Here is a 20066-nt window from a genome sequence, read left to right on the forward strand (position 1 = left end):
TTTCCTGTAGGAAAACTTACCTCGCCCAACCACGGTCTACAGAGCCGCAAATTGTGTGATTTATCCCCAGAGGTTCTAAGCAGATGGCAGCAGTACTCGTCGGTCAGTTCCATGCAAGAGACGCGGAAGGCCGCGTTTATTCCGTGCATGAGTTCCAGGAATCCACCCCGTCGGCAGACGGCCTCACGGGCTCGGTGCCTGTCACCACTTATAAGCTGGCCATTGGCGATCGCGTACGGAAACTCGATGACAACCAGTTTTTGCTGGTGCAGTCGGACGTGACCATCGTGCGCGAACCCGACACCTATGTCGGCAACCTGCCGGAAACCAACGTCGCTTCATAACCCCGCGTTATGAGCAGAAGTCATATGCGCGCACTTGAGTTAGGATTCAGCCACTGACTCCCTCACCTGCTGAACATGGACTTCACGCATGCGTTTACGTCATATCGAAGTGATCCAGGCGCTCCTGCAGACTGGTCACCTGGGCACCGCCGCCGAATGGCTGCAATTGCCCGTGGCTGAAGTCGAAGGGATTCTGCGCGACGCCGAGGATCAGTTGGGTTTCATGCTGTTTTCAAGCGTGCGTGGACGCTTGCAGGCCACGCGCGAGGCGCGGGAGTTACAGGCCCAGATCGCCCTCGTCTATGAAGCGCTCGAGCCGGTTCAGCGGCTGGCCAACAGCCTCAAGCAATATCAGGCTCCGCCCTTGCGGATTGTCTGCACGCCGCCCTTGGCACAGCAGCTATTGCCACAGAGCATTGCCGCCCTGCGCCGACGCCTTCCTGACGCGCCTTGCACCCTTCTGAGCCAACCTACCCGCGAGATCGTCAGAAACCTGCTGTTGCGCGAAAGCGATCTGGGCCTGAGCCTGCATGACCCCGATCACGCTGACATTCATTGCCAAGTGATCGCCCAGGGGAAACTTCAGTTGCTCGCGCCCCACGGCTGGTTGCAACCCAAACAAAAGTACATCTCGCTGCAGGACCTGGCCGGCCAATCGCTGGTTGGCCTGGAAGGTCATGATCCGCTGAGCCCGGCGCTGGAAAACAAGCTGCATGCCCTGCGCCCTGCGCCGGTCATTCAGACCCGGGTACAGACTCATCAGATGATGCGCAGCATGGTCGAGGCCGGCGAAGGCTTGGCCATCGTCGACCCTTTCACCGCCCTTGGGGCGAAATCGACCGGGCTGGATGCCTGCCCGCTGGCGCCGGCGATGCCGATCAGCCTATACGCCTTAACCCTCAAGAACGGCGAGCCATCGCCAGCGGTTCAGGCGTTGCTGGGCATTATCACGGAACAAGCCGTGGCGATATTGACGAGCTAAGCGGGGTTTCCAGCGGGTTATCGAACAATCGATACCAGAACAGCGCCACTTCGGCGGTGTTCGGATCGATCCCGCGATAGCGCAGATGATCGATTCCGCCCATGACGTAACCGCTGCGTTCATAGAGCCGGCAGGCCCCAAGATTGTTGTTCTGGGTTTCAAGCATGATGCCCGGCAGTTTCTTTTTTCGGCTCCAGAACTGCGCCACATCCAGCAACGCCTTGGCCACGCCATGACGGCGCGCCGGCGCATGCACCGCCAACTCGTCGATATGGGCAAAGCCGTTCCAGTTGGTGCTGACCACCAAGTGACCCACGGGCTCATCATCGAGATAAGCCGTGAAAATCGCGCTGTCTGCGGCATCGCGGAAATTGCTGAACTCCTCGGGATCAATGCCGTAGCACTTGCGATAGGGCGTGATCGGCGTCACCGTCCACTGCTCCACCGGTTTACCGATTTCGGCGGCACCGTAGGCCGCGACTTCAAAACTGAAATCACTGCCCCAGATGTAGGCTGCAAAACCATCGTCGGCAACGCGCACCGACAGCCCTGGGTATTTCGGATTCATGACCGGTTGCATACTGGGAAAGGTCCTCACTCCTTGATGCAATCGACGGTATACAGCCGTCCATTGCCCTCGTCTTCGTGTTGCAAGCCGTGCACATCAGCGACAAACCCCGGGAAGCTGCTGTCGAACGTACGGGCAAAGGCCAGGTAATCGATGATCGAACGCGTCGACTCGGTAAACCGCTCGCCGGGCATGATCAACGGGATCCCCGGCGGGTACGGTACCAGCATCACTGCGGCGATCCGGCCATCCAGAGCATCGATCGACACCGCTTCAACCTCGCCACGCACTAATTGATCATAGGCATCAGACGGCTTCATGGCGATTTCCGGCAGCACTGTGTACATGCGTTTGAGGTGTTTGGCCGTGGCATTACTGCGATAGCAGGCGTGCAGCTGATCGCACAGATCGCGCAACCCCATGCCCTGATAGCGCGCGACATTCTCTTGTGCCACGCACGGCAGGCAAATCGCGAGGCTGACATTGGCGTCGTAGCTACGCTTGAACTCCAGCAACTCGGTCAGCAGCGTGCTCCATTTACCCTTGGTGATACCCATGGAGAACAGCACCAGGAACGAATAGAGCCCGGTCTTTTCAACGACCAACCCACGCTCCCAAAGGAATTTGCTGACCACCGCCGCCGGAATCCCGCGCGGGCTAAGGGCGCCGCCGGCCGTCAGGCCCGGCATCACCAACGTGACCTTGATCGGATCAAGCAGCACGTAGTCGTCGGTTACGCCGCCAAAGCCGTGCCAGTCAGCGTCGGGTTGCAGCAGCCAGTCATCGGTGACGACACGGTTGATGCCCTCCGCCGAGGGCGGCTGCCAGATGGAAAACCACCAATCGTCAGCGGCGATGTGCTGGCGCAAATTGGCTAGCGCCCGACGAAAACTCAGCGCTTCGTCAAACATTTCCTGCAACAGCGAACGCCCGGCCGGGCCTTCCATCATGGCCGACGCCACATCCAGCGAAGCGATGATGCTGTACTGCGGCGAGGTAGAGATGTGCATCATGAACGCTTCATTAAAGCGATCCCGATCCAGCTGCCGCGCGCCGCCGTCCTGGACGTGAATCATCGACGCCTGGCTGAACGCCGCCAGCAGTTTGTGGGTGGAATGGGTGGTAAACACCAGGGGGCCGTTCTCACTGCAGGAAGTGCCCATGCCGTAACGTCCGGCGAAGAACTCGTGAAACGCCGCGTAGGCGTACCAGGCCTCATCGAAGTGCAAGACCTCGACGCTGTTGCCCAACTGCTGCTTGATGAGCTCGGCGTTGTAGCAGAGGCCGTCGTACGTCGAATTGGTCACCACCGCCAACTTGACCTTGGGTGCCCGGCCCTTGGTCAGTGGGCTGGCGTCAATCTTGGCCTGAATCGATTCGCGGCTGAATTCGCTCAATGGAATCGGGCCGATGATCCCCAGCTCATTGCGCTCCGGGCACAGGTACAGCGGAATGGCACCGGTCATGATGATCGAGTGCAATATGGACTTGTGGCAGTTGCGATCCACCAACACCAAGTCATCGCGAGCGACCATCGAATGCCAGACGATTTTGTTGGCGGTCGAGGTGCCATTGATCACAAAGAAAGTGTGATCGGCGCCGAAATTGCGGGCAGCGCGGGCCTCCGCTTCTGCCAGCGGACCGGTGTGATCGAGCAAAGAACCGAGTTCCGGCACCGACACCGACAAATCGGAACGCAGGGTATTTTCCCCGAAAAACTGGTGAAATGCCTGACCCACCGGGCTCTTGTGGTACGCCACACCGCCGCCATGGCCGGGCGTGTGCCAGGAATAGTTAGAGTCAGCCGTGTGCTGCACCAGCGCTTTGAAAAACGGCGGCAGCAGACCATCCAGATATTTGCGTGCCGCTCGAGCGACCTGCCTGGCCAGAAAAGGCACGGTGTCTTCGAACAGATAAAGAATCCCGCGCAACTGATTGAGTTCGGCCATGGCGTCGGCCGGAGCGTTCTCCAGGGTCACCTGCTCACCCAGCGCGAAGATCGGCAAGTCGGGCGCACGCACTCGCGCCAGGCCAATCAGCTCGGCCATATTGTGTAATAGATGAGAGTGAGCGCTGGCGTCTTCGGCCGCAATCAACATGCAGGAAAGACCGTGATGGGTCGAGGCAACCAGACGCCCTTCGGTGTAGTCCACCGCCGAGACAATGCTGAAGCCTTCCTGTTCCAGCTCCCGGGCAATGCCACGCACGCGATCACCGGCGACGGTGTCCGCCTTGATGTCGCGATGGACGATCAGGACCGGAAATTTCAAATCTTTATACATGAGGCTCAGTGTCCTGAGGCGGCAAACCGTGGTCCGCCAATCACCTCAGGGTAGAGGGTTCGAGCGCATGTGGCGAGTGCGGTGCCCCGAAGCAGATCGTCGGGCGCACCATTGTGTGGCGAAAAATCAGGCTTGAGCCTTGGCCTCGGCCAGTTGTTGCCAGAGTGACGCCGCGCCGGCGGATTTGGCGATGGCTTCCAGGCGTGCCACGTGTTGAGCCAGGTCATCTTCGCTGGCACGGATGATACGCGTCGGCTGACGATCGACCGGCAGGCGGCGGATCTCGGAGGCGGAATTGTCCGAACCTTCCCCGGAACCGTTGCCGTCGGAAGCATTACCAGCCAGTGACAAGCTGGTCTGGCCGCCCGTCATGGTCAGGTAAACGTCGGCGAGGATCTCGGAGTCGAGCAAGGCGCCGTGCAGTTCACGGCCGGAGTTGTCGACGCCATAGCGTTTGCACAAGGCATCGAGGCTGTTGCGCTGCCCCGGGTGACGTTCCCGGGCCATCATCAGCGTGTCGAGGATCGAGCAGTGCTGCGTGATGTCCACACGATCGTGCTGGCCCATCAGGGAGAATTCGTTGTTGATGAAGCCAACGTCGAACGCCGCGTTATGGATGATCAACTGAGCACCCTTGATGAATTCAAAAAATTCATCGGCCACTTCAGTGAAGCGCGGCTTGCCGACCAAAAACTCGTTGGTGATGCCGTGGACGCCAATGGCGCCTTCATCACTCTCGCGGTCTGGTTGCAGGTAAACGTGGAAATGCCGGCCTGTCAGGCGCCGACCGATCAACTCGACACAACCGATTTCGATAATCCGGTGGCCGTCGGTCACCGGCATGCCGGTGGTTTCGGTATCGAGTACAACGGATCTGGTGGCCATCAGTGCTCAGCTCTCAACGGGTCATTCGTGCAAAAACGGCGATATTAACACGCTCGCTGGGGTCTTTCAGATACACCGTGTTGCAGCCATTCGCGGGCAGGCTTAAGCCTGCTTGTAACCGCGTACTTCATCCACGCCACGGTTGGCCAGTTGGTCGGCGCGTTCATTGCCATGGTGACCGATGTGGCCACGCACCCATTTCCAGGTGACGTTGTGGCGATTGACCTGCTCGTCCAGCAACTTCCACAGATCAGCGTTTTTTACCGGTTCTTTCGCAGCCGTTTTCCAGCCGCGCTTTTTCCAGTTGTCCATCCACTCGTTGATCCCTTTCATCACATACTGCGAGTCGGTGACCAACAGCACGTCGCAGGAGCGCTTGAGTTCTTCAAGACCACGGATCGCGCCCATCAGCTCCATGCGGTTGTTGGTGGTGTTGGCTTCGCCGCCCCACAGTTCTTTTTCAATGCCTTTGCACACCAGCAAAGCGCCCCAACCGCCTGGACCAGGATTGCCTTTACAGGCGCCGTCAGTGAAGAGTTCTACGCTATCGCTCATGCCAATCTATCCAGAAAATGCGGTGGCTCGCCGATCAGTGATCGACGATGCCCGAGGCCGGGGCAAACCCGGCCAGGAAAATAAAAAGTGTATTACGCGTCGATGCGGCGACGATTGACCTTGGCCATCGGCAATGGAATCAGCTTACCCATCGGTTCGCGCCGCGCCTGACGGACGGGGCGCAGGCCCACCACGATTTTGCGTGCAACCAGTAAATAGAAGCCGCCACCCGACAGTTGCCAATCACCGGCCTTGCGTTCCCAACCGGCCAGGCGAGCCTGCCAGGCGGGTGATGCAAGCGGCGGACGATAGCACCCGAAGCGGCGTTTCTCCAGTGCGAAGCCCAGCAGGTTCAACCAGTCACCGACCCGCGACGAGGAGATACAGCGAGCCTTGCGCAAGGCATCGTGGGCGAAAACGTGACGCAAGCCCCAGGTGCTCCAGGGGTTGATCCCGACGATCAGCAGATGCCCGCCGGGCCGCACGCTGCTCGCCGCTTCACGTAGCAAACCGTGGGGCGACAGGCAGAAATCCAGCCCATGCTGCAACACCACCACATCGGCGGCATGTTCGCTCAAAGGCCACGCCTGCTCTTCGCAGACGATCTCGACACCCGGCAATGGCGCGCCGAGCCGCACATTGCGCTGGACTTGCGGCGCCGACGGCGGCGTTTGGGCCGACGGGCCGTAATGCACCAGGTAGCCACCGAAGAACCGCCCCAACTCGTCTTCGAGCATGCGACGCTCTTCGTCCAGCAGAAATTGCCCGATGGGGCCGGACAGCCATTCACGGGCCCCGCTGATCAATGCCAGCCATTCAGGATCAGCCTGAGCGAACGCTTTATCGGTCATTGCATTCTCCAACGCGTCAGGAAGTTCTAAGATGCGCCATTGTTTTCCGCATGGCGAATCCGACGATGATACAGATCAGTGCCCTACCCGCCTTCACCGACAACTACATCTGGTTATTACAAGACCACCGCACCCAGCGCTGCGCGGTGGTTGATCCGGGCGATGCCGCGCCGGTGCAGGCCTGGCTCGCCGCGCATCCGGGTTGGGTCTTGAGTGATATTTTGATCACTCACCACCATCATGACCACGTCGGCGGCGTCGAGCAGCTTAAAAAAGCGACAGACGCGACCGTCTACGGTCCGGCCAGCGAAACCATCCCGCTTCGCGACGTGGCCCTCAAGGACAACGACAGCGTCAGCGTGCTGGGCTGGGACTTCGATGTCTTTGCCGTCCCCGGCCACACCCTGGGGCATATAGCCTATTACCATCATGGTTTGCTGTTTTGCGGTGACACCCTGTTCGCGGCCGGTTGCGGACGCTTGTTCGAAGGCACGCCGGAGCAAATGCATGCCTCACTGACGCGCCTCGCCGCGCTGCCTGAAGATACGCTGGTTTACTGCACTCACGAATACACCTTGAGCAACCTGAGGTTTGCCGCCGCGGTCGAACCGGGCAATCCGGACACCGCCGCACGTCTGGAAAAGGTCACCGCACAACGTGAAGCCGCAATCATCACGCTGCCCTCTACGCTGGCGCTTGAAAAGCTTACCAACCCATTTTTGCGTGTCGATGAAACATCCGTTAAAGAAAAAGTGGACGAACGGAATGGACCTAAAAACCGGGCTCCGAGTGCGGTTTTTGCTGCTCTGCGCGCTTGGAAAGATAAGTTCTAAGGCGCTTGCCTGATGGTACAAAAATTCTGAATGGTTGACCGCAGGGGGTACGCTTTCTAGAATCGCCCGACATTTTTGCCCGGAACTTACTTCCAGCCAATGTCGTCATCTATTCGTAAAGCCATCAATTCAGACGCATTGACCCGCTTGGCTCAAGCCATCGCGGTGGCTGTGTCCGCTACTCTGGCGGGCTGTTCAAGCCATGTGCCGCAAACCGACGCGGTACACACGCCTAATATCGCCGCCCGAGCCAAACAGAAACCTATCTGGCTCAGCGAAAAACCGACGCCGCAAATACCACAAGATGTCTGGGAGCGCATGCGCCTGGGCTTCCAGTTGCAGGACAATCAGGGCATCAACCCGCGCATCGAGCAACAGCGCCTGTGGTTCGCCAGCAACCCGTCCTTCCTCGAAAACGCCGGCGAACGCGGCAGCCTCTACATCCACTACATCGTCGAACGCCTTGAAGAACGCAACATGCCGCTGGAACTGGCGCTGCTGCCGGTGATTGAAAGCGCCTATAACCCGATGGCCTATTCCCCGGCAAACGCGGTTGGTTTGTGGCAATTCATCCCGTCCACCGGGCGCTACTTCAACCTGCGTCAAACCCGTTTCTATGATGGTCGTCGCGATATCACCGCCTCGACCACCGCGGCCTTGGATTACCTGACCCGCCTGCACGACATGTTCAACGGCGACTGGCTGCTGGCCCTGGCGGCCTACAACGCTGGCGAAGGCACGGTCAGCCGGGCCATCGAGCGTAACGAAAAGCTCGGCTTGCCGACCGATTACTGGAACCTGCCGCTGCCGTCCGAAACCCGGGCCTACGTGCCGAAGCTGCTGGCCCTGTCGCAAGTGGTGCTGGCACCTGAAGCCTACGGCGTAAACCTGAACCCGATCGCCAACGAACCGTACTTCCAGGTCGTCGAAATCAACCAGCGCATGGACCTGTCCAAGGTCGCTGCGGTGGCTAACATCGACGAAGACGAACTGTTCCAGCTCAACCCGGCCTTCAAACAGCGAACCACCATCGATGGCCCCCAGCATTTGCTGGTGCCAACGTCCAAGGCGCAGCTGCTGACCGCCAGCCTGTCGACCATGCGTCCTGAAGAGTTGATCAGCAAGAAGCCACTCAAGCCGGTATTTGAAGGCTCGAGCGACTCCGAACTCGCCAGTCTCAAGCGTGCTTACCGCGTTAAACGCGGCGATAACCTCGGCACCATCGCCAAGGCCAACAAGGTCAACGTCAAGGACCTGCAGCGCTGGAACAAGCTGACCGGCACGAACCTCAAGATAGGCCAGACGCTGGTCATGCGGGACACCACCAAGCGCAGAAGCGGTCGAGTCAACACCGTCGTGGCGGCGAACAGCAAAGCCACCAGCAAGACTGGAAAACAGAAGACGCAGACCCGGTACAAGGTTCAGCAAGGCGACTCGCTGTACAGGGTGGCCAAGCGTTTCAACATTGAAATGCAGCACCTCAAGCGCTGGAACCCCCGGGTTGGCCAGGCGCTGAAGCCTGGTCAAATGCTGACGGTCGCTTCCCCTCGCTAAGATGAGCCCCTGATTTCGGGGGCTTTTTTTGACCCGAGGAGTCACCCGTACCGAACGCAGGCTTCGCCAGCGGCTACAGGGGTGTGCTTGCGCAATTAACTGCGCATTAATTCACCGTCTTTTTCCTGTCGATACAAGCTGTTACTGTACGGACCACAAAGCCCAAGCCGCCTGGATCGGATCCCTGACTTGAAGTGTCCCCTCCTCCCACTCCTGATCAGCCTGGCCTTGAGCTCCCCCGCAAGCGCGACGATCAGCGAAAGCCATGGTTATGCGCAGTTCGGCACGCTCAAGTACCCGGCCAGATTTACCCACTTCGACTGGGTCAACCCGCAAGCGCCCAAGGGCGGTACGTTGCGGCTGATGGCGTTTGGCACCTTCGATACGCTCAACCCCTACACCTTCAAGGGTTCAAGTCCGGTTTCCACGCCGAATTTCCTGCAATATGGCATCAACGAGCTCAACGAACCGCTGATGGTCGGCACCGGCCAATACGCGCCGTCCGGCGATGAACCGACTTCCAGCTATGGCCTGATTGCCCAATCAGTGGAATACAGCAAAGACCGCAGCTGGGTGGTGTTCAATCTGCGCCCCGAAGCGCGTTTCCACGATGGCACACCGATTACCGCCTATGACGTGGCGTTCTCCTACCGTTTGTTGCTCAAGGAAGGCCATCCGCAATACCGCACCAACCTTCAGGAAGTGTTGCGAGTTGACATCCTCAACCCGCAGCGTATTCGTTTCGTCTTCAAGCGCGCCAGCAATCCGTTGCTGATCCTGCGCCTGGGCGAATTGCCGGTGCTGCCCCAGCATTACTGGAAAGGTCGCGACTTCAAGGCCACCACCTTCGAGCCGCCACTGGGCAGCGGGCCGTATCGCATTACGTCGGTAGAGCCTGGGCGGCAGATCATTTTCGAACGGGTCAAGGATTACTGGGGCAAGGACCTGCCGGTCAATCGCGGTAAATACAACTTCGATCGCGTGGAAGTCGAGTTCTACCGCGACAGTGACGTCGCGTTCGAAGCCTTCAAGGCCGGCGAATTCGACATTTATATCGAGCACCAGGCGAAGAACTGGGAAAGCGGCTACAACTTCCCTGCGGTGCGACGCGGCGACGTCATCAAGGCCCAAATCCCGCATCAAATCCCGACCCAGAGCCAGGGTCTGTTCATGAACTCCCGACGTCCCGCCTTCTCCGAGACCAAAGTCCGTGAAGCGCTGGGCCTGATGTTCGACTTCGAGTGGACCAACCGCGCGCTGTTCAGCGGCGCCTATAAACGCGCCATGAGCTACTACCCCAACAGCGAGTTCTCCGCGACGGGCCTTCCGGTCGGCCATGAATGGCTGATGCTGGCGCCCTATCGCGAGCAACTGGCCGCCAAGCTCCTCACTGAGCCGTTCAGCCTGCCGCAGACCCAAGGGCGCGGCATCCCCCGGGAAACCATGCGCAAAGCCCTGGGCCTGCTGGCCGAGGCCGGTTGGAAGCTCAATGGCCAACACGTGCAGAATGCTGCCGGGCAACCGTTGCGGTTGGAGATTCTGCTGGTCAACCCGAACCTGGAACGCATCCTTCAGCCTTACGTCGAGAACCTCTCCAGCATCGGCATCGACGCTCGACTGCGCACTGTCGATCGCGCCCAGTACAAGCAGCGCCTTGATCAGTTTGATTTCGACATGATCCTGATGACCCTCAACCAGACACTCAGTCCAGGCCTGGAGCAATGGCAGTACTTCCACTCCAGCCAGGTCGGGGTCAAGGGCAGCAAAAACTACGCCGGCATTGCCAATCCGGTGGTCGACCATTTACTCGAACAATTGCTCGCCGCCCAGAACCGCGATGAACAGGTTGCCGCCGGCAAGGCCCTGGACCGGGTGTTGTTGTGGCAGCACTACATCATTCCCAACTGGTACCTCAATTATCACCGCCTGGCCTACCGCAACCGGTTCGCCTTCGCCACCACGCCGCCCTACACGCTGGGCCTGAGTGCGTGGTGGCTGAAATCTTCGGAGAAAGATCGATGAAACCCATACGCACCCTGCTCTTGCAGGCCAGCGGTCTGTTGTTCGCCGGGCTGGCCAGTGCCGCCCCGCAGCATGCCCTGACCCTGTACAACGAGCCGCCGAAATACCCGGCCGACTTCAAACATTTCGATTACGTGAACCCCGACGCGCCCAAGGGCGGGATCTTCCGTCAGGCCGGTTTCGGCGGCTTTGACAGCCTCAATCCCTTCATCAACAAGGGTGTCGCGGCCGATGACATCAGCATGATCTACGACACCCTGGCCAAACAGGGCCTGGATGAACCGTTCACCGAGTATGGCCTGGTCGCCGGCAAGATCGAAAAGTCCCCGGACAACAGTTGGGTGCGCTTCTACCTGCGCCCCGAAGCGCGCTTCCACGACGGGCATCCGATGCGCGCCGAGGACGTGGTGTTCAGCTTCCAGACCCTGATCAAGGACGGCGCGCCGCTGTTCCGCGGTTACTACAGCGATGTCGAGGACGTGGTCGCTGAAGACCCGCTGACGGTGCTGTTCACCTTCAAACACAACAACAACCGCGAGCTGCCGTTGATCCTCGGCCAATTGCCGGTGTTGCCCAAGCATTGGTGGGCGACTCGCGATTTCAAAAAGGGCAACCTGGAAATGCCGTTGGGGAGCGGCCCGTACAAGGTCAGCGAAGTCAAGGCTGGGCGCTCGGTGCGCTATGAGCGGGTCAAGGACTACTGGGGCAAGGACCTGCCGGTCAACCGCGGGTTCTACAACTTCGACGTGATGACCACCGACTACTACCGCGACAACACCGTGGCCCTGGAAGCGCTCAAGGCCGGGCAGTTCGATTACTGGCTCGAAATGGCCGCAAAGAACTGGGCCAACGCCTACAACACTCCGGCCGTCATCGAAGGCCGGTTGATCAAGGAGCAGATCCCCAACGGCAACCCCACTGGCATGCAAGGCTTTGTATTCAACCTGCGCCGCCCGGTGTTCCAGGATGTGCGCGTGCGCCAGGCCCTGACCCAGTTGCTGGATTTCGAATGGACCAATAAGCAACTGTTCAACGGCGCCTACGCCCGCACCCGCAGTTACTTTGAGAACTCGGAAATGGCTGCCAGCGGCCTGCCAGACGCCGATCAACTGGCGATCCTCGACCCGTTCCGTGGCAAGATTCCCGAGCAGGTGTTCAGCGAGGCGTTCCAGAACCCGGAGACCGACGCCAGCGGTATGATCCGCGCCCAACAGCGCAAAGCCTATCAACTGCTGCAAGAGGCGGGCTGGCGGATCGCCGATGACAAGATGGTCGACGCCAATGGCAAACCGGTGACCATCGAATTTCTGTTGGCCCAGACCGAATTCGAGCGGGTGTTGCTGCCGTTCAAGCGCAACCTGAGCGACTTGGGGATTGACCTGGTGATTCGTCGGGTCGACGTCTCGCAGTACATCAACCGCGTGCGTTCCCGGGACTTCGACATGATTGTCGGCAGCTTCCCGCAGTCCAATTCACCGGGCAACGAGCAACGCGAGTTCTGGATGTCCGCCGCCGCCGACAAACCCGGCAGCCGCAATTCCATGGGCCTGAAAGACCCGGTGGTGGACCAGTTGGTTGAGCAGCTGATCAACGCCGATTCGCGCAAAAGTCTGGTGGCCCACGCTCGCGCGCTGGACCGCGTGCTGCAATGGGGCTATTACGTGATCCCCAACTGGCACATCAAGACCTGGCGCGCGGCGTACTGGAACCACATCGGTCATCCGACGATCTCCCCCAAGTACGACATCGGCATTAACACCTGGTGGGTCAAGCCCGATGCCAAACCTGCGATAGAAGTCGAAACCAAACCGCAAGCCGACCCTGCGGGCACGGAGTAATCAGATGCTGGCGTATATTTTTCGGCGACTGCTGCTGATCATCCCGACCTTGCTCGGCATTTTGCTGATCAACTTTGTGATCATCCAGGCCGCCCCCGGTGGGCCGGTGGAGCAGATGATTGCCAAGCTCGAAGGCTTCGAAGGCGCTACCAGCCGCATTGCCGGTGGCGGTGCCGAAGTCTCGGTGGCGGGCTCCGCCTATCGCGGCGCCCAGGGCCTGGACCCGATGCTGGTCAAGGAAATCGAGCACATGTACGGTTTCGACAAATCGGCGCCGGAACGCTTATGGATCATGATCAAGAACTACGCGACGCTGGATTTCGGCGACAGCTTCTTCCGCGACGCCAAGGTCATCGACCTGATCAAGGAAAAAATGCCGGTGTCGATCTCCCTCGGGCTTTGGAGCACGCTGATCATGTACCTGGTGTCGATCCCGCTGGGGATCGCCAAGGCGACGCGACACGGCAGCCACTTCGACGTCTGGACCAGTTCGGCAATCATCGTCGGTTACGCGATACCGGCGTTCCTGTTCGCCATCCTGCTGATCGTGGTGTTCGCTGGCGGCAGCTATTACGACTGGTTCCCGCTCAGAGGGTTGACCTCCAACAACTTTGATGAGTTGAGCATGGGCGGCCAGGTGCTCGATTACTTCTGGCACCTGGCATTGCCGGTGACGGCGCTGGTGATCGGCAACTTCGCGACCATGACGCTGCTGACCAAAAACAGTTTCCTCGACGAAATCAACAAACAATACGTGGTCACCGCCAAGGCCAAGGGCCTGACCCATCACCGCGTGCTCTACGGCCATGTGTTCCGCAACGCCATGCTGCTGGTGATCGCCGGGTTCCCGTCGGCGTTTATCGGCATTTTCTTCACTGGCTCGTTGCTGGTGGAGGTGATCTTTTCCCTCGACGGCCTCGGGCTGATGAGTTTTGAGGCGGCGATCAACCGCGATTACCCAGTGGTTTTTGGCACGCTGTTCATCTTCACCCTGTTGGGATTGGTGGTGAAACTCATCGGTGACCTCACGTACACCTTTGTCGATCCGCGTATCGACTTCGAAAGCCGGGAGCATTGAGATGAACCTGTCCCCGCTCAATCGCCGACGTTTCGAACTGTTCAAGGCCAACAAGCGTGGCTGGTGGTCGCTGTGGCTGTTTCTGCTGCTGTTTGGGCTGAGCCTCGGCGCCGAGTTGATCGCCAACGACAAACCCTTGGTGGTGCACTACGACAACGGCTGGTACTTCCCGGCGCTCAAGCGTTACCCGGAAACCACCTTCGGCGGCGAATTCCCGCTGGAAGCCAATTACAAGAGCCCGTACATCCGCGAGTTGCTCAAGGAAAAAGACGCCTGGGTCCTGTGGGCGCCGATTCCCTACAGCTATCAAAGCATCAACTACGACCTGAAAGTCCCGGCCCCGGCGCCACCCTCCGTCGACAACCTGCTGGGCACCGACGATCAGGGCCGCGACGTGTTGGCTCGGGTGATTTATGGTTTCCGGATTTCGGTGCTATTTGCCCTGACGCTGACCATTCTCAGCTCGATCATCGGTGTGATTGCCGGGGCCTTACAGGGCTTCTACGGCGGCTGGGTGGATTTGGCCGGGCAGCGATTTCTGGAGATCTGGTCCGGGCTGCCGGTGCTGTACCTGCTGATCATTCTCGCCAGTTTCGTGCAGCCGAACTTCTGGTGGCTGCTGGGGATCATGCTGCTGTTCTCGTGGATGAGCCTGGTGGACGTGGTCCGCGCCGAATTCCTGCGAGGGCGGAATCTGGAATACGTGCGCGCCGCGCGGGCGTTGGGGATGCAAAACGGCGCGATCATGTTCCGCCACATCCTGCCCAACGCCATGGTCTCGACGATGACCTTCATGCCGTTCATCCTGACCGGCGCCATCGGCACCCTGACCGCCCTGGATTTCCTCGGCTTCGGTTTGCCGGCCGGCAGCCCATCCCTCGGTGAACTGGTGGCCCAGGGCAAATCCAACCTGCAAGCGCCGTGGCTCGGTATGAGCGCGTTTGCCGTGCTGGCGTTGATGTTGAGTTTGCTGGTGTTCATCGGCGAGTCCGCTCGCGATGCCTTCGACCCGAGGAAGTGAAATGAATCAGGACAATCTGATCGAAGTGCGCGATTTGGCCGTCGAATTTGTCGTCGGCGAGCGCGTTCAGCGGGTGATCGAAGGCGTGAGCTTCGATATCAAGCGCGGCGAAACCCTGGCGCTGGTGGGCGAAAGTGGCTCCGGCAAATCGGTGACTGCCCACTCGATCCTGCGGCTGCTGCCCTACCCGCTTGCCCGGCATCCATCCGGGACCATCGAGTACTCCGGGCAGAACTTGCTGAGCCTGAAAGAGAAAACCATTCGCCACATCCGCGGCAACCGGATCGCGATGATCTTCCAGGAGCCGATGACTTCGCTCAATCCGCTGCACTCGATCGAGAAGCAGATCAATGAAGTGTTGAGCACCCACAAAGGCCTGATCGGCAAAGTCGCGACCAAGCGCACGCTGGAACTGCTGGAAATGGTCGGCATCCCGGAGCCCGAGAAGCGCCTCAAGGCCCTGCCCCACGAATTGTCTGGCGGCCAGCGGCAGCGAGTGATGATTGCCATGGCCCTGGCCAACGAGCCGGAACTGCTGATCGCCGACGAGCCGACCACCGCACTGGACGTAACCGTTCAGCTGAAAATCCTCGAGTTGCTCAAGGAATTACAGGCCAGGTTGGGCATGGCGCTGCTACTGATCAGTCACGACTTGAATCTAGTGCGAAGAATTGCGCATCGCGTATGTGTCATGCAGCGCGGTTGCATCGTCGAACAGGCATCGTGCGAGGAGTTGTTCCGCGCACCACAGCATCCGTACACTCGGGAACTACTGGCAGCGGAGCCCAGCGGCAAGCCGGCAACTAACGTTATCGGCCCCCCCTTGCTGCAAGTCGAGGACCTGAAAGTCTGGTTTCCGATCAAGAAAGGCTTTCTGAAAAAGACCGTCGACCACATCAAAGCGGTGGACGGAATCAATTTCAGCCTGCCTCAGGGTCAGACCCTGGGGATTGTGGGAGAAAGCGGTTCGGGTAAGTCGACACTGGGTTTGGCGATTTTGCGGCTGATCGGCAGCAAAGGTGCCATCCGTTTTGAAGGCAAGCAGCTAGACTGCCTGACGCAGCAACAGGTTCGACCGCTGCGTCGGCAGATGCAGGTGGTGTTTCAGGACCCGTTCGGCAGCCTGAGTCCACGGATGTGCGTGAGCCAGATCGTCGGCGAAGGCCTGCGGATCCACAAAATGGGCACCGAGGTGGAACAGGAGCAAGCGATTATTGCGGCACTCAAGGAGGTAGGCCTGGACCCGGAAACCCGGCACCGCTACCCCCACGAATTTTCCGGCGGGCAACGGCAGAGAATCGCCATCGCCCGGGCATTAGTGCTAAAACCGGCGTTGATTCTGCTGGACGAGCCGACATCGGCCCTCGACCGGACAGTGCAACGCCAAGTGGTGGAGCTTTTGCGCTCACTGCAAACCAAGTACAACCTGACGTATCTGTTTATCAGCCATGACCTGGCTGTCGTCAAAGCGCTGAGCCACCAGTTGATGGTGGTCAAGCAAGGCCAAGTGGTCGAACAGGGAGACGCGCAAAGTATTTTTGCGTCCCCCAAACATCCGTATACACAGCAGTTGCTGGAAGCCGCTTTCCTGGCCCCAGCCACTGCGCAATAACCTGAAAGAGAGGAGCAACACATGGGTTTTCTCGCCGGTAAGCGCGTACTGATCGTCGGTGTCGCCAGCAAGCTGTCCATCGCATCCGGCATCGCTGCCGCCATGCATCGCGAGGGCGCTGAGCTTGCCTTCACTTATCAGAACGACAAACTCAAGGGTCGTGTCGAAGAGTTCGCACAAAGCTGGGGTTCCAACCCTGATCTGTGCTTCCCGTGCGACGTGGCCAGCGATGAAGAAATCGCCAAGGTCTTCGTTGAGCTGAGCAAGAAGTGGGACGGCCTGGACTGCATCGTGCACTCCGTCGGCTTCGCCCCGGGCGACCAACTGGATGGCGACTTCACCGAAGCCACCACCCGCGAAGGTTTCCGCATCGCTCACGACATCAGCGCCTACAGCTTCGTGGCCCTGGCCAAAGCCGGTCGCGAAATGATGAAAGGCCGCAACGGCAGCCTGCTGACCCTGTCGTACCTGGGTGCCGAGCGCACCATGCCGAACTACAACGTGATGGGCATGGCCAAGGCTTCCCTGGAAGCTGGCGTTCGTTACCTGGCCGGCTCCCTGGGCCCGGACGGCACCCGCGTCAACTGCGTATCGGCTGGCCCGATCCGCACCCTCGCCGCTTCCGGCATCAAGAACTTCCGCAAGATGCTGGCCGCCAACGAAGCGCAAACTCCGCTGCGTCGTAACGTCACCATCGACGAAGTCGGCAACGCCGGCGCCTTCCTGTGCTCGGACCTGGCGTCCGGCATCAGCGGCGAAATCATGTACGTGGACGGTGGTTTCAACACCACGGCCATGGGCAGCCTCGAAGAGTAATCTTCGGGTTGTAATGAAAAAACCCGCCGCTTGAGGCGGGTTTTTTCATAGGGGCGTGAAGTCAGACTAAACACTGCGCAAATAGCTGCTGGATCGGCTGTGTGCGCTGGCTATAGCGCTGCAACAGGACGATCTCGCGGTAGAACGTCAGCTCGCCCAACGGGATGATCCGGACCTTCGCCCCATGCTCAAGCCAGAGCCCGGCCTCGGGCAGCAGCGACACACCTAACCCGCATTCAACCATCTTCACGATGGCCTCCAGTTCATCCAGCTCCAGAGCCACCTGCACCTCAATCTGCTGCTCACGCAAAAACCGCGTCACCCGTCTTCCACCGAACGAATTGCGGTCGTAACGCACATGCGGATGGTTCGCAAGGATCAGCAACGGCTCATCGCCTTCAAGGTCCGCCGGCACGATCAATACAAACCGCTCCTTGCGGATTAGCTGCGCTGACAGTTCTTTGGGCAACTCGAACGGCGGCTTGATCAGGATCGCCAGATCCACCTCACCGGTGTCCACCTGACTCAACAAGCTCAATGACACGCCCGGCACCAGTTTCGGCTCCAGCAGCGGCGCCTGCTGCCTCAACCGCAACAACGCCTGGGGCAACAACCCGGTCTGGGCCGTGGCCACCGCGCCTATTTTCAACTCGCCGCGATACTCACTGACATCATCGCTGACCGCCATGCGGCTGAAGGTCTCAAGGATCTCCCGCGCCATCGGCAACGCGCGTTGCCCTGCCGCGTTGAGAATCGCCTGACGCCCGGTGCGATCAAACAAGCGAATGCCCAGCGCCTGCTCCAGATTGCGCATCTGCGCGCTGACCGCCGACTGGGTCAGCCCGATGTGCATCCCGGCTGCCGCGAACGTGCCATAGCGCGTGACGGCAATGAAGGTTTTCAGTTCGCGCAACATAGACGTTCTCGATTGATCGAAATAATTTGAGCTCGACGCAAAAACTATCGTCTTTTAATCAAAAATAACAGCACTAAACTCATCCTCAACTTCTGACAATCCGAGGCGAACCCAATGCAACTCTGCCCTTTTCACCTGGCCATCCCCGTGTATGACCTGACAGCGGCCCGGATTTTTTACGGTGAAGTGTTCGGTCTGGAAGAAGGCCGCTCCAGCGACCATTGGGTAGACTTCAATTTTTTCGGCCATCAGTTGGTGATTCACCTGGCGCCCAAAAATGCCACTCAGGACGCAGCGCACACCAATGCCGTCGACGGACACAACGTGCCAGTGCCGCATTTTGGCGTCGTCTTGGGGATGGACGAATGGGAGGCTCTGGCCAAACGCCTGAAAGCCCTCGATACCCGATTCGTCATCGAACCGGGCATTCGATTTCAGGGGTTGGTGGGTGAGCAAGCCACGATGTTTCTCTTCGACCCTTGCGGCAATGCGCTGGAGTTCAAGGCATTCAAGGACATCACTCAGTTGTTCGCAAAATGATCCGCCCCGTCCCGGATGCCACGACCCTCAGTCAGTCCGTGATCATGGGTGAGACGAGCGCCGCCGCTATCGCCGAAACGGCCCTGGGGTGCATTCAGGCGCTGGAGCCGGACATCCAGGCCTTTGTCTCATTCGATCCCCGAAAAGTTCGGACCGATGCTGCGTTGCACAACAGTCATGGTTTGCTGGCCGGAGTCCCGGTGGGGGTGAAGGATGTCTTCGACACTGCCGACCATCCGACGCAATTTAACTCGCCCATCTATGCCGGCCATCAACCTACGAGGGATGCGCATGTGGTGACCCTGCTCCGCCAGGCCGGCGCGCTGATCATGGGTAAGACCCACACCACTGAATTTGCGTACATGCATACCGGCCCGACCCGCAACCCGCGTGACCCGAACCGCACGCCGGGCAGCTCCAGCGCCGGTTCGGCGGCCGGGATGGCAGCGGATTTTTTTGCGGTGGCGCTGGGCACCCAGACGGCCGGTTCACTGCTGAAACCGGCGTCCTATTGCGGTCTGTTCGCGTTCAAACCGTCGTTTGGGCTGGTATCGCTGGAAGGTGTAAAGCCGCTGGCGCCGAGCTTCGACACCGTAGGCTGGTACGGTCGCTCGGTGCGGGACCTGCACTTGGTGGCGCGGGTGTTGATTCCAGGTTTTGCAGTGCCTGAGGTTGAACCACGCCGTCTGCAATTGGGCTTCTATCGCACAGCGCGCTGGGATCAGGTCGACCCCGAGGTGTCCAACGCCCTGGAACAGGCCGTGGACCACTTGCGCAGCGCCGGCCATCAGGTCGACGACGTGCAACTGCCGGATGAGTTTGCCGGGGTATTCGACGATCACCTGTTAATCAACGATTGCGAAGGCGCCCGTTCTCTGGCGAAGGAGTTTCAGGAACACCGCGCACTGTTAAGCCCTTCGACGTTGGCAATGTTTGACCGCGCGGCGGCAACAACCTGGGAACAGGAGTCCGCTGCCAAGGCCCGGTTGGCCGCGCTTGCACCGCGCCTGAATGAACGATGCGAGCCCTACGACGCAATGATCGGCCCGTGCTGTGGGATGGTCGCGCCCGTGGGTCTGGAAAGCACCGGGCCATCGGATTTCATCAAGTTCTGGGGCGCGTTCGGCTGGCCGCAGGTGAATATCCCGCTGGTTCGCGCTGAAGGATTGATGCCTGTCGGTTTACAGATGATCGGCCGGTTCAGAAATGACGGTTCGTTGCTACGGGCGGCCGAACGGGTCGCTTCCGATTTGCTCACTGATCGCGGCCAATAAGCTTTCGGCCCAAGCCCGTTGCACCGGGGGCGAACCGTCGGTGGACAGGCCTTCTATGGTGAGGATTTTCTGCTCATGGGCCATGCCATTGGTGT

Annotated in this window: 18 protein-coding genes and 1 pseudogene; 12 read left to right on the top strand and 7 right to left on the bottom strand. The window is 59.6% G+C overall.

Features of this window, described 5'->3' with window-relative positions; translation table 11 throughout:
* Positions 1–83: 83 nt before the first annotated feature.
* Both ACXPVS_RS20765 and ACXPVS_RS20770 read left to right on the top strand, forming a co-directional pair.
* Positions 84–344 carry a hypothetical protein gene (locus ACXPVS_RS20765; protein WP_074876303.1) on the top strand — a complete coding sequence of 87 codons (261 nt, stop codon included), beginning with the start codon at positions 84–86 and terminating at the stop codon, positions 342–344.
* An 88-nt stretch (positions 345–432) separates the two neighbouring features.
* Positions 433–1326, top strand: coding sequence for a LysR family transcriptional regulator (locus ACXPVS_RS20770; RefSeq protein WP_458511602.1), 894 nt, complete (start codon positions 433–435; stop codon positions 1324–1326).
* On the opposite strand, the gene ACXPVS_RS20775 is transcribed toward ACXPVS_RS20770, so the two are convergent.
* The 5 genes from ACXPVS_RS20775 to ACXPVS_RS20795 form a co-directional block, all read right to left on the bottom strand.
* Positions 1292–1906, bottom strand: a complete 615-nt coding sequence (locus tag ACXPVS_RS20775; RefSeq protein ID WP_458511603.1) for a GNAT family N-acetyltransferase — start codon at positions 1904–1906, stop codon at positions 1292–1294. The two genes, ACXPVS_RS20770 and ACXPVS_RS20775, sit on opposite strands and share 35 nt — an antisense overlap.
* 14 nt (positions 1907–1920) lie before the next feature.
* Positions 1921–4176 carry an Orn/Lys/Arg family decarboxylase gene (locus tag ACXPVS_RS20780; RefSeq protein WP_458511604.1) on the bottom strand — a complete coding sequence of 752 codons (2256 nt, stop codon included), beginning with the start codon at positions 4174–4176 and terminating at the stop codon, positions 1921–1923.
* Positions 4177–4302: 126 nt separating this feature from the next.
* On the bottom strand, positions 4303–5061 hold the full coding sequence (dnaQ, locus tag ACXPVS_RS20785; RefSeq protein WP_458511605.1) for a DNA polymerase III subunit epsilon: 759 nt from the start codon (positions 5059–5061) through the stop codon (positions 4303–4305).
* 102 nt (positions 5062–5163) lie between these two features.
* Positions 5164–5616: a ribonuclease HI gene (rnhA, locus tag ACXPVS_RS20790; protein WP_008152099.1), complete on the bottom strand. Its 453-nt coding sequence runs from the start codon at positions 5614–5616 to the stop codon at positions 5164–5166.
* Positions 5617–5708: 92 nt separating this feature from the next.
* On the bottom strand, positions 5709–6467 hold the full coding sequence (locus ACXPVS_RS20795) for a methyltransferase domain-containing protein (RefSeq protein WP_458511606.1): 759 nt from the start codon (positions 6465–6467) through the stop codon (positions 5709–5711).
* Between the two features lie 65 nt (positions 6468–6532).
* Here ACXPVS_RS20795 and gloB point away from each other — a divergent pair, with 65 nt between their 5' ends.
* The 8 genes from gloB to fabI all read left to right on the top strand — a co-directional run bounded on the left by gloB (position 6533) and on the right by fabI (position 17241).
* Positions 6533–7300, top strand: a complete 768-nt coding sequence (gloB, locus tag ACXPVS_RS20800) for a hydroxyacylglutathione hydrolase (RefSeq protein WP_458511626.1) — start codon at positions 6533–6535, stop codon at positions 7298–7300.
* A 99-nt stretch (positions 7301–7399) separates the two neighbouring features.
* Positions 7400–8854, top strand: a complete 1455-nt coding sequence (locus ACXPVS_RS20805) for a transglycosylase SLT domain-containing protein (RefSeq protein ID WP_458511607.1) — start codon at positions 7400–7402, stop codon at positions 8852–8854.
* A 189-nt stretch (positions 8855–9043) separates the two neighbouring features.
* A complete protein-coding gene (locus ACXPVS_RS20810) occupies positions 9044–10876 on the top strand; it encodes an extracellular solute-binding protein (RefSeq protein WP_458511608.1) in 1833 nt (610 codons plus the stop codon).
* Positions 10873–12714: an extracellular solute-binding protein gene (locus ACXPVS_RS20815; protein WP_458511609.1), complete on the top strand. Its 1842-nt coding sequence runs from the start codon at positions 10873–10875 to the stop codon at positions 12712–12714. Before ACXPVS_RS20810 ends, ACXPVS_RS20815 begins: the two co-directional genes overlap by 4 nt.
* A 4-nt stretch (positions 12715–12718) precedes the next feature.
* Positions 12719–13792, top strand: coding sequence for a microcin C ABC transporter permease YejB (locus tag ACXPVS_RS20820; RefSeq protein ID WP_458511610.1), 1074 nt, complete (start codon positions 12719–12721; stop codon positions 13790–13792).
* Position 13793: 1 nt separating this feature from the next.
* A complete protein-coding gene (locus ACXPVS_RS20825; RefSeq protein WP_458511611.1) occupies positions 13794–14813 on the top strand; it encodes an ABC transporter permease in 1020 nt (339 codons plus the stop codon).
* 1 nt (position 14814) lies between these two features.
* Entirely contained in the window at positions 14815–16425 is a 1611-nt protein-coding gene (locus tag ACXPVS_RS20830) for an ABC transporter ATP-binding protein (protein ID WP_458511612.1), read from the top strand.
* Between the two features lie 21 nt (positions 16426–16446).
* Positions 16447–17241: an enoyl-ACP reductase FabI gene (fabI, locus tag ACXPVS_RS20835; protein WP_077749640.1), complete on the top strand. Its 795-nt coding sequence runs from the start codon at positions 16447–16449 to the stop codon at positions 17239–17241.
* Between the two features lie 61 nt (positions 17242–17302).
* On the opposite strand, the gene ACXPVS_RS20840 is transcribed toward fabI, so the two are convergent.
* Complete coding sequence (locus ACXPVS_RS20840; protein WP_458511613.1) at positions 17303–18157, bottom strand: LysR substrate-binding domain-containing protein; 855 nt, start codon at positions 18155–18157, stop codon at positions 17303–17305.
* Positions 18158–18271: 114 nt separating this feature from the next.
* Between ACXPVS_RS20840 and ACXPVS_RS20845 the strand changes: the two genes are divergently transcribed.
* Both ACXPVS_RS20845 and ACXPVS_RS20850 read left to right on the top strand, forming a co-directional pair.
* Positions 18272–18697 carry a VOC family protein gene (locus ACXPVS_RS20845; RefSeq protein ID WP_458511614.1) on the top strand — a complete coding sequence of 142 codons (426 nt, stop codon included), beginning with the start codon at positions 18272–18274 and terminating at the stop codon, positions 18695–18697.
* Entirely contained in the window at positions 18694–19971 is a 1278-nt protein-coding gene (locus tag ACXPVS_RS20850; RefSeq protein ID WP_458511615.1) for an amidase, read from the top strand. Before ACXPVS_RS20845 ends, ACXPVS_RS20850 begins: the two co-directional genes overlap by 4 nt.
* Before the next feature lie 3 nt (positions 19972–19974).
* Here ACXPVS_RS20850 and ACXPVS_RS20855 read toward each other — a convergent pair.
* Positions 19975–20055: pseudogene (locus ACXPVS_RS20855) on the bottom strand ((2Fe-2S)-binding protein); the annotation flags it as partial.
* Between the last annotated feature and the right edge of the window lie 11 nt (positions 20056–20066).

The organism is Pseudomonas sp. Ma2-10 (assembly GCF_054330215.1).

Bases quoted from the DNA above. Each gene is read 5' to 3' on its own strand.
- fabI (WP_077749640.1), top strand. From the start codon at position 16,447: ATGGGTTTTCTCGCCGGTAAGCGCGTACTGATCGTCGGTGTCGCCAGC.
- ACXPVS_RS20805 (WP_458511607.1), top strand. From the start codon at position 7,400: ATGTCGTCATCTATTCGTAAAGCCATCAATTCAGACGCATTGACCCGC.
- ACXPVS_RS20830 (WP_458511612.1), top strand. From the start codon at position 14,815: ATGAATCAGGACAATCTGATCGAAGTGCGCGATTTGGCCGTCGAATTT.
- ACXPVS_RS20795 (WP_458511606.1), bottom strand. From the start codon at position 6,467: ATGACCGATAAAGCGTTCGCTCAGGCTGATCCTGAATGGCTGGCATTG.
- ACXPVS_RS20770 (WP_458511602.1), top strand. From the start codon at position 433: ATGCGTTTACGTCATATCGAAGTGATCCAGGCGCTCCTGCAGACTGGT.
- ACXPVS_RS20845 (WP_458511614.1), top strand. From the start codon at position 18,272: ATGCAACTCTGCCCTTTTCACCTGGCCATCCCCGTGTATGACCTGACA.
- dnaQ (WP_458511605.1), bottom strand. From the start codon at position 5,061: ATGGCCACCAGATCCGTTGTACTCGATACCGAAACCACCGGCATGCCG.
- ACXPVS_RS20775 (WP_458511603.1), bottom strand. From the start codon at position 1,906: ATGCAACCGGTCATGAATCCGAAATACCCAGGGCTGTCGGTGCGCGTT.
- ACXPVS_RS20820 (WP_458511610.1), top strand. From the start codon at position 12,719: ATGCTGGCGTATATTTTTCGGCGACTGCTGCTGATCATCCCGACCTTG.
- ACXPVS_RS20825 (WP_458511611.1), top strand. From the start codon at position 13,794: ATGAACCTGTCCCCGCTCAATCGCCGACGTTTCGAACTGTTCAAGGCC.
- gloB (WP_458511626.1), top strand. From the start codon at position 6,533: ATGATACAGATCAGTGCCCTACCCGCCTTCACCGACAACTACATCTGG.
- ACXPVS_RS20780 (WP_458511604.1), bottom strand. From the start codon at position 4,176: ATGTATAAAGATTTGAAATTTCCGGTCCTGATCGTCCATCGCGACATC.
- ACXPVS_RS20850 (WP_458511615.1), top strand. From the start codon at position 18,694: ATGATCCGCCCCGTCCCGGATGCCACGACCCTCAGTCAGTCCGTGATC.
- rnhA (WP_008152099.1), bottom strand. From the start codon at position 5,616: ATGAGCGATAGCGTAGAACTCTTCACTGACGGCGCCTGTAAAGGCAAT.
- ACXPVS_RS20765 (WP_074876303.1), top strand. From the start codon at position 84: ATGGCAGCAGTACTCGTCGGTCAGTTCCATGCAAGAGACGCGGAAGGC.
- ACXPVS_RS20840 (WP_458511613.1), bottom strand. From the start codon at position 18,157: ATGTTGCGCGAACTGAAAACCTTCATTGCCGTCACGCGCTATGGCACG.
- ACXPVS_RS20815 (WP_458511609.1), top strand. From the start codon at position 10,873: ATGAAACCCATACGCACCCTGCTCTTGCAGGCCAGCGGTCTGTTGTTC.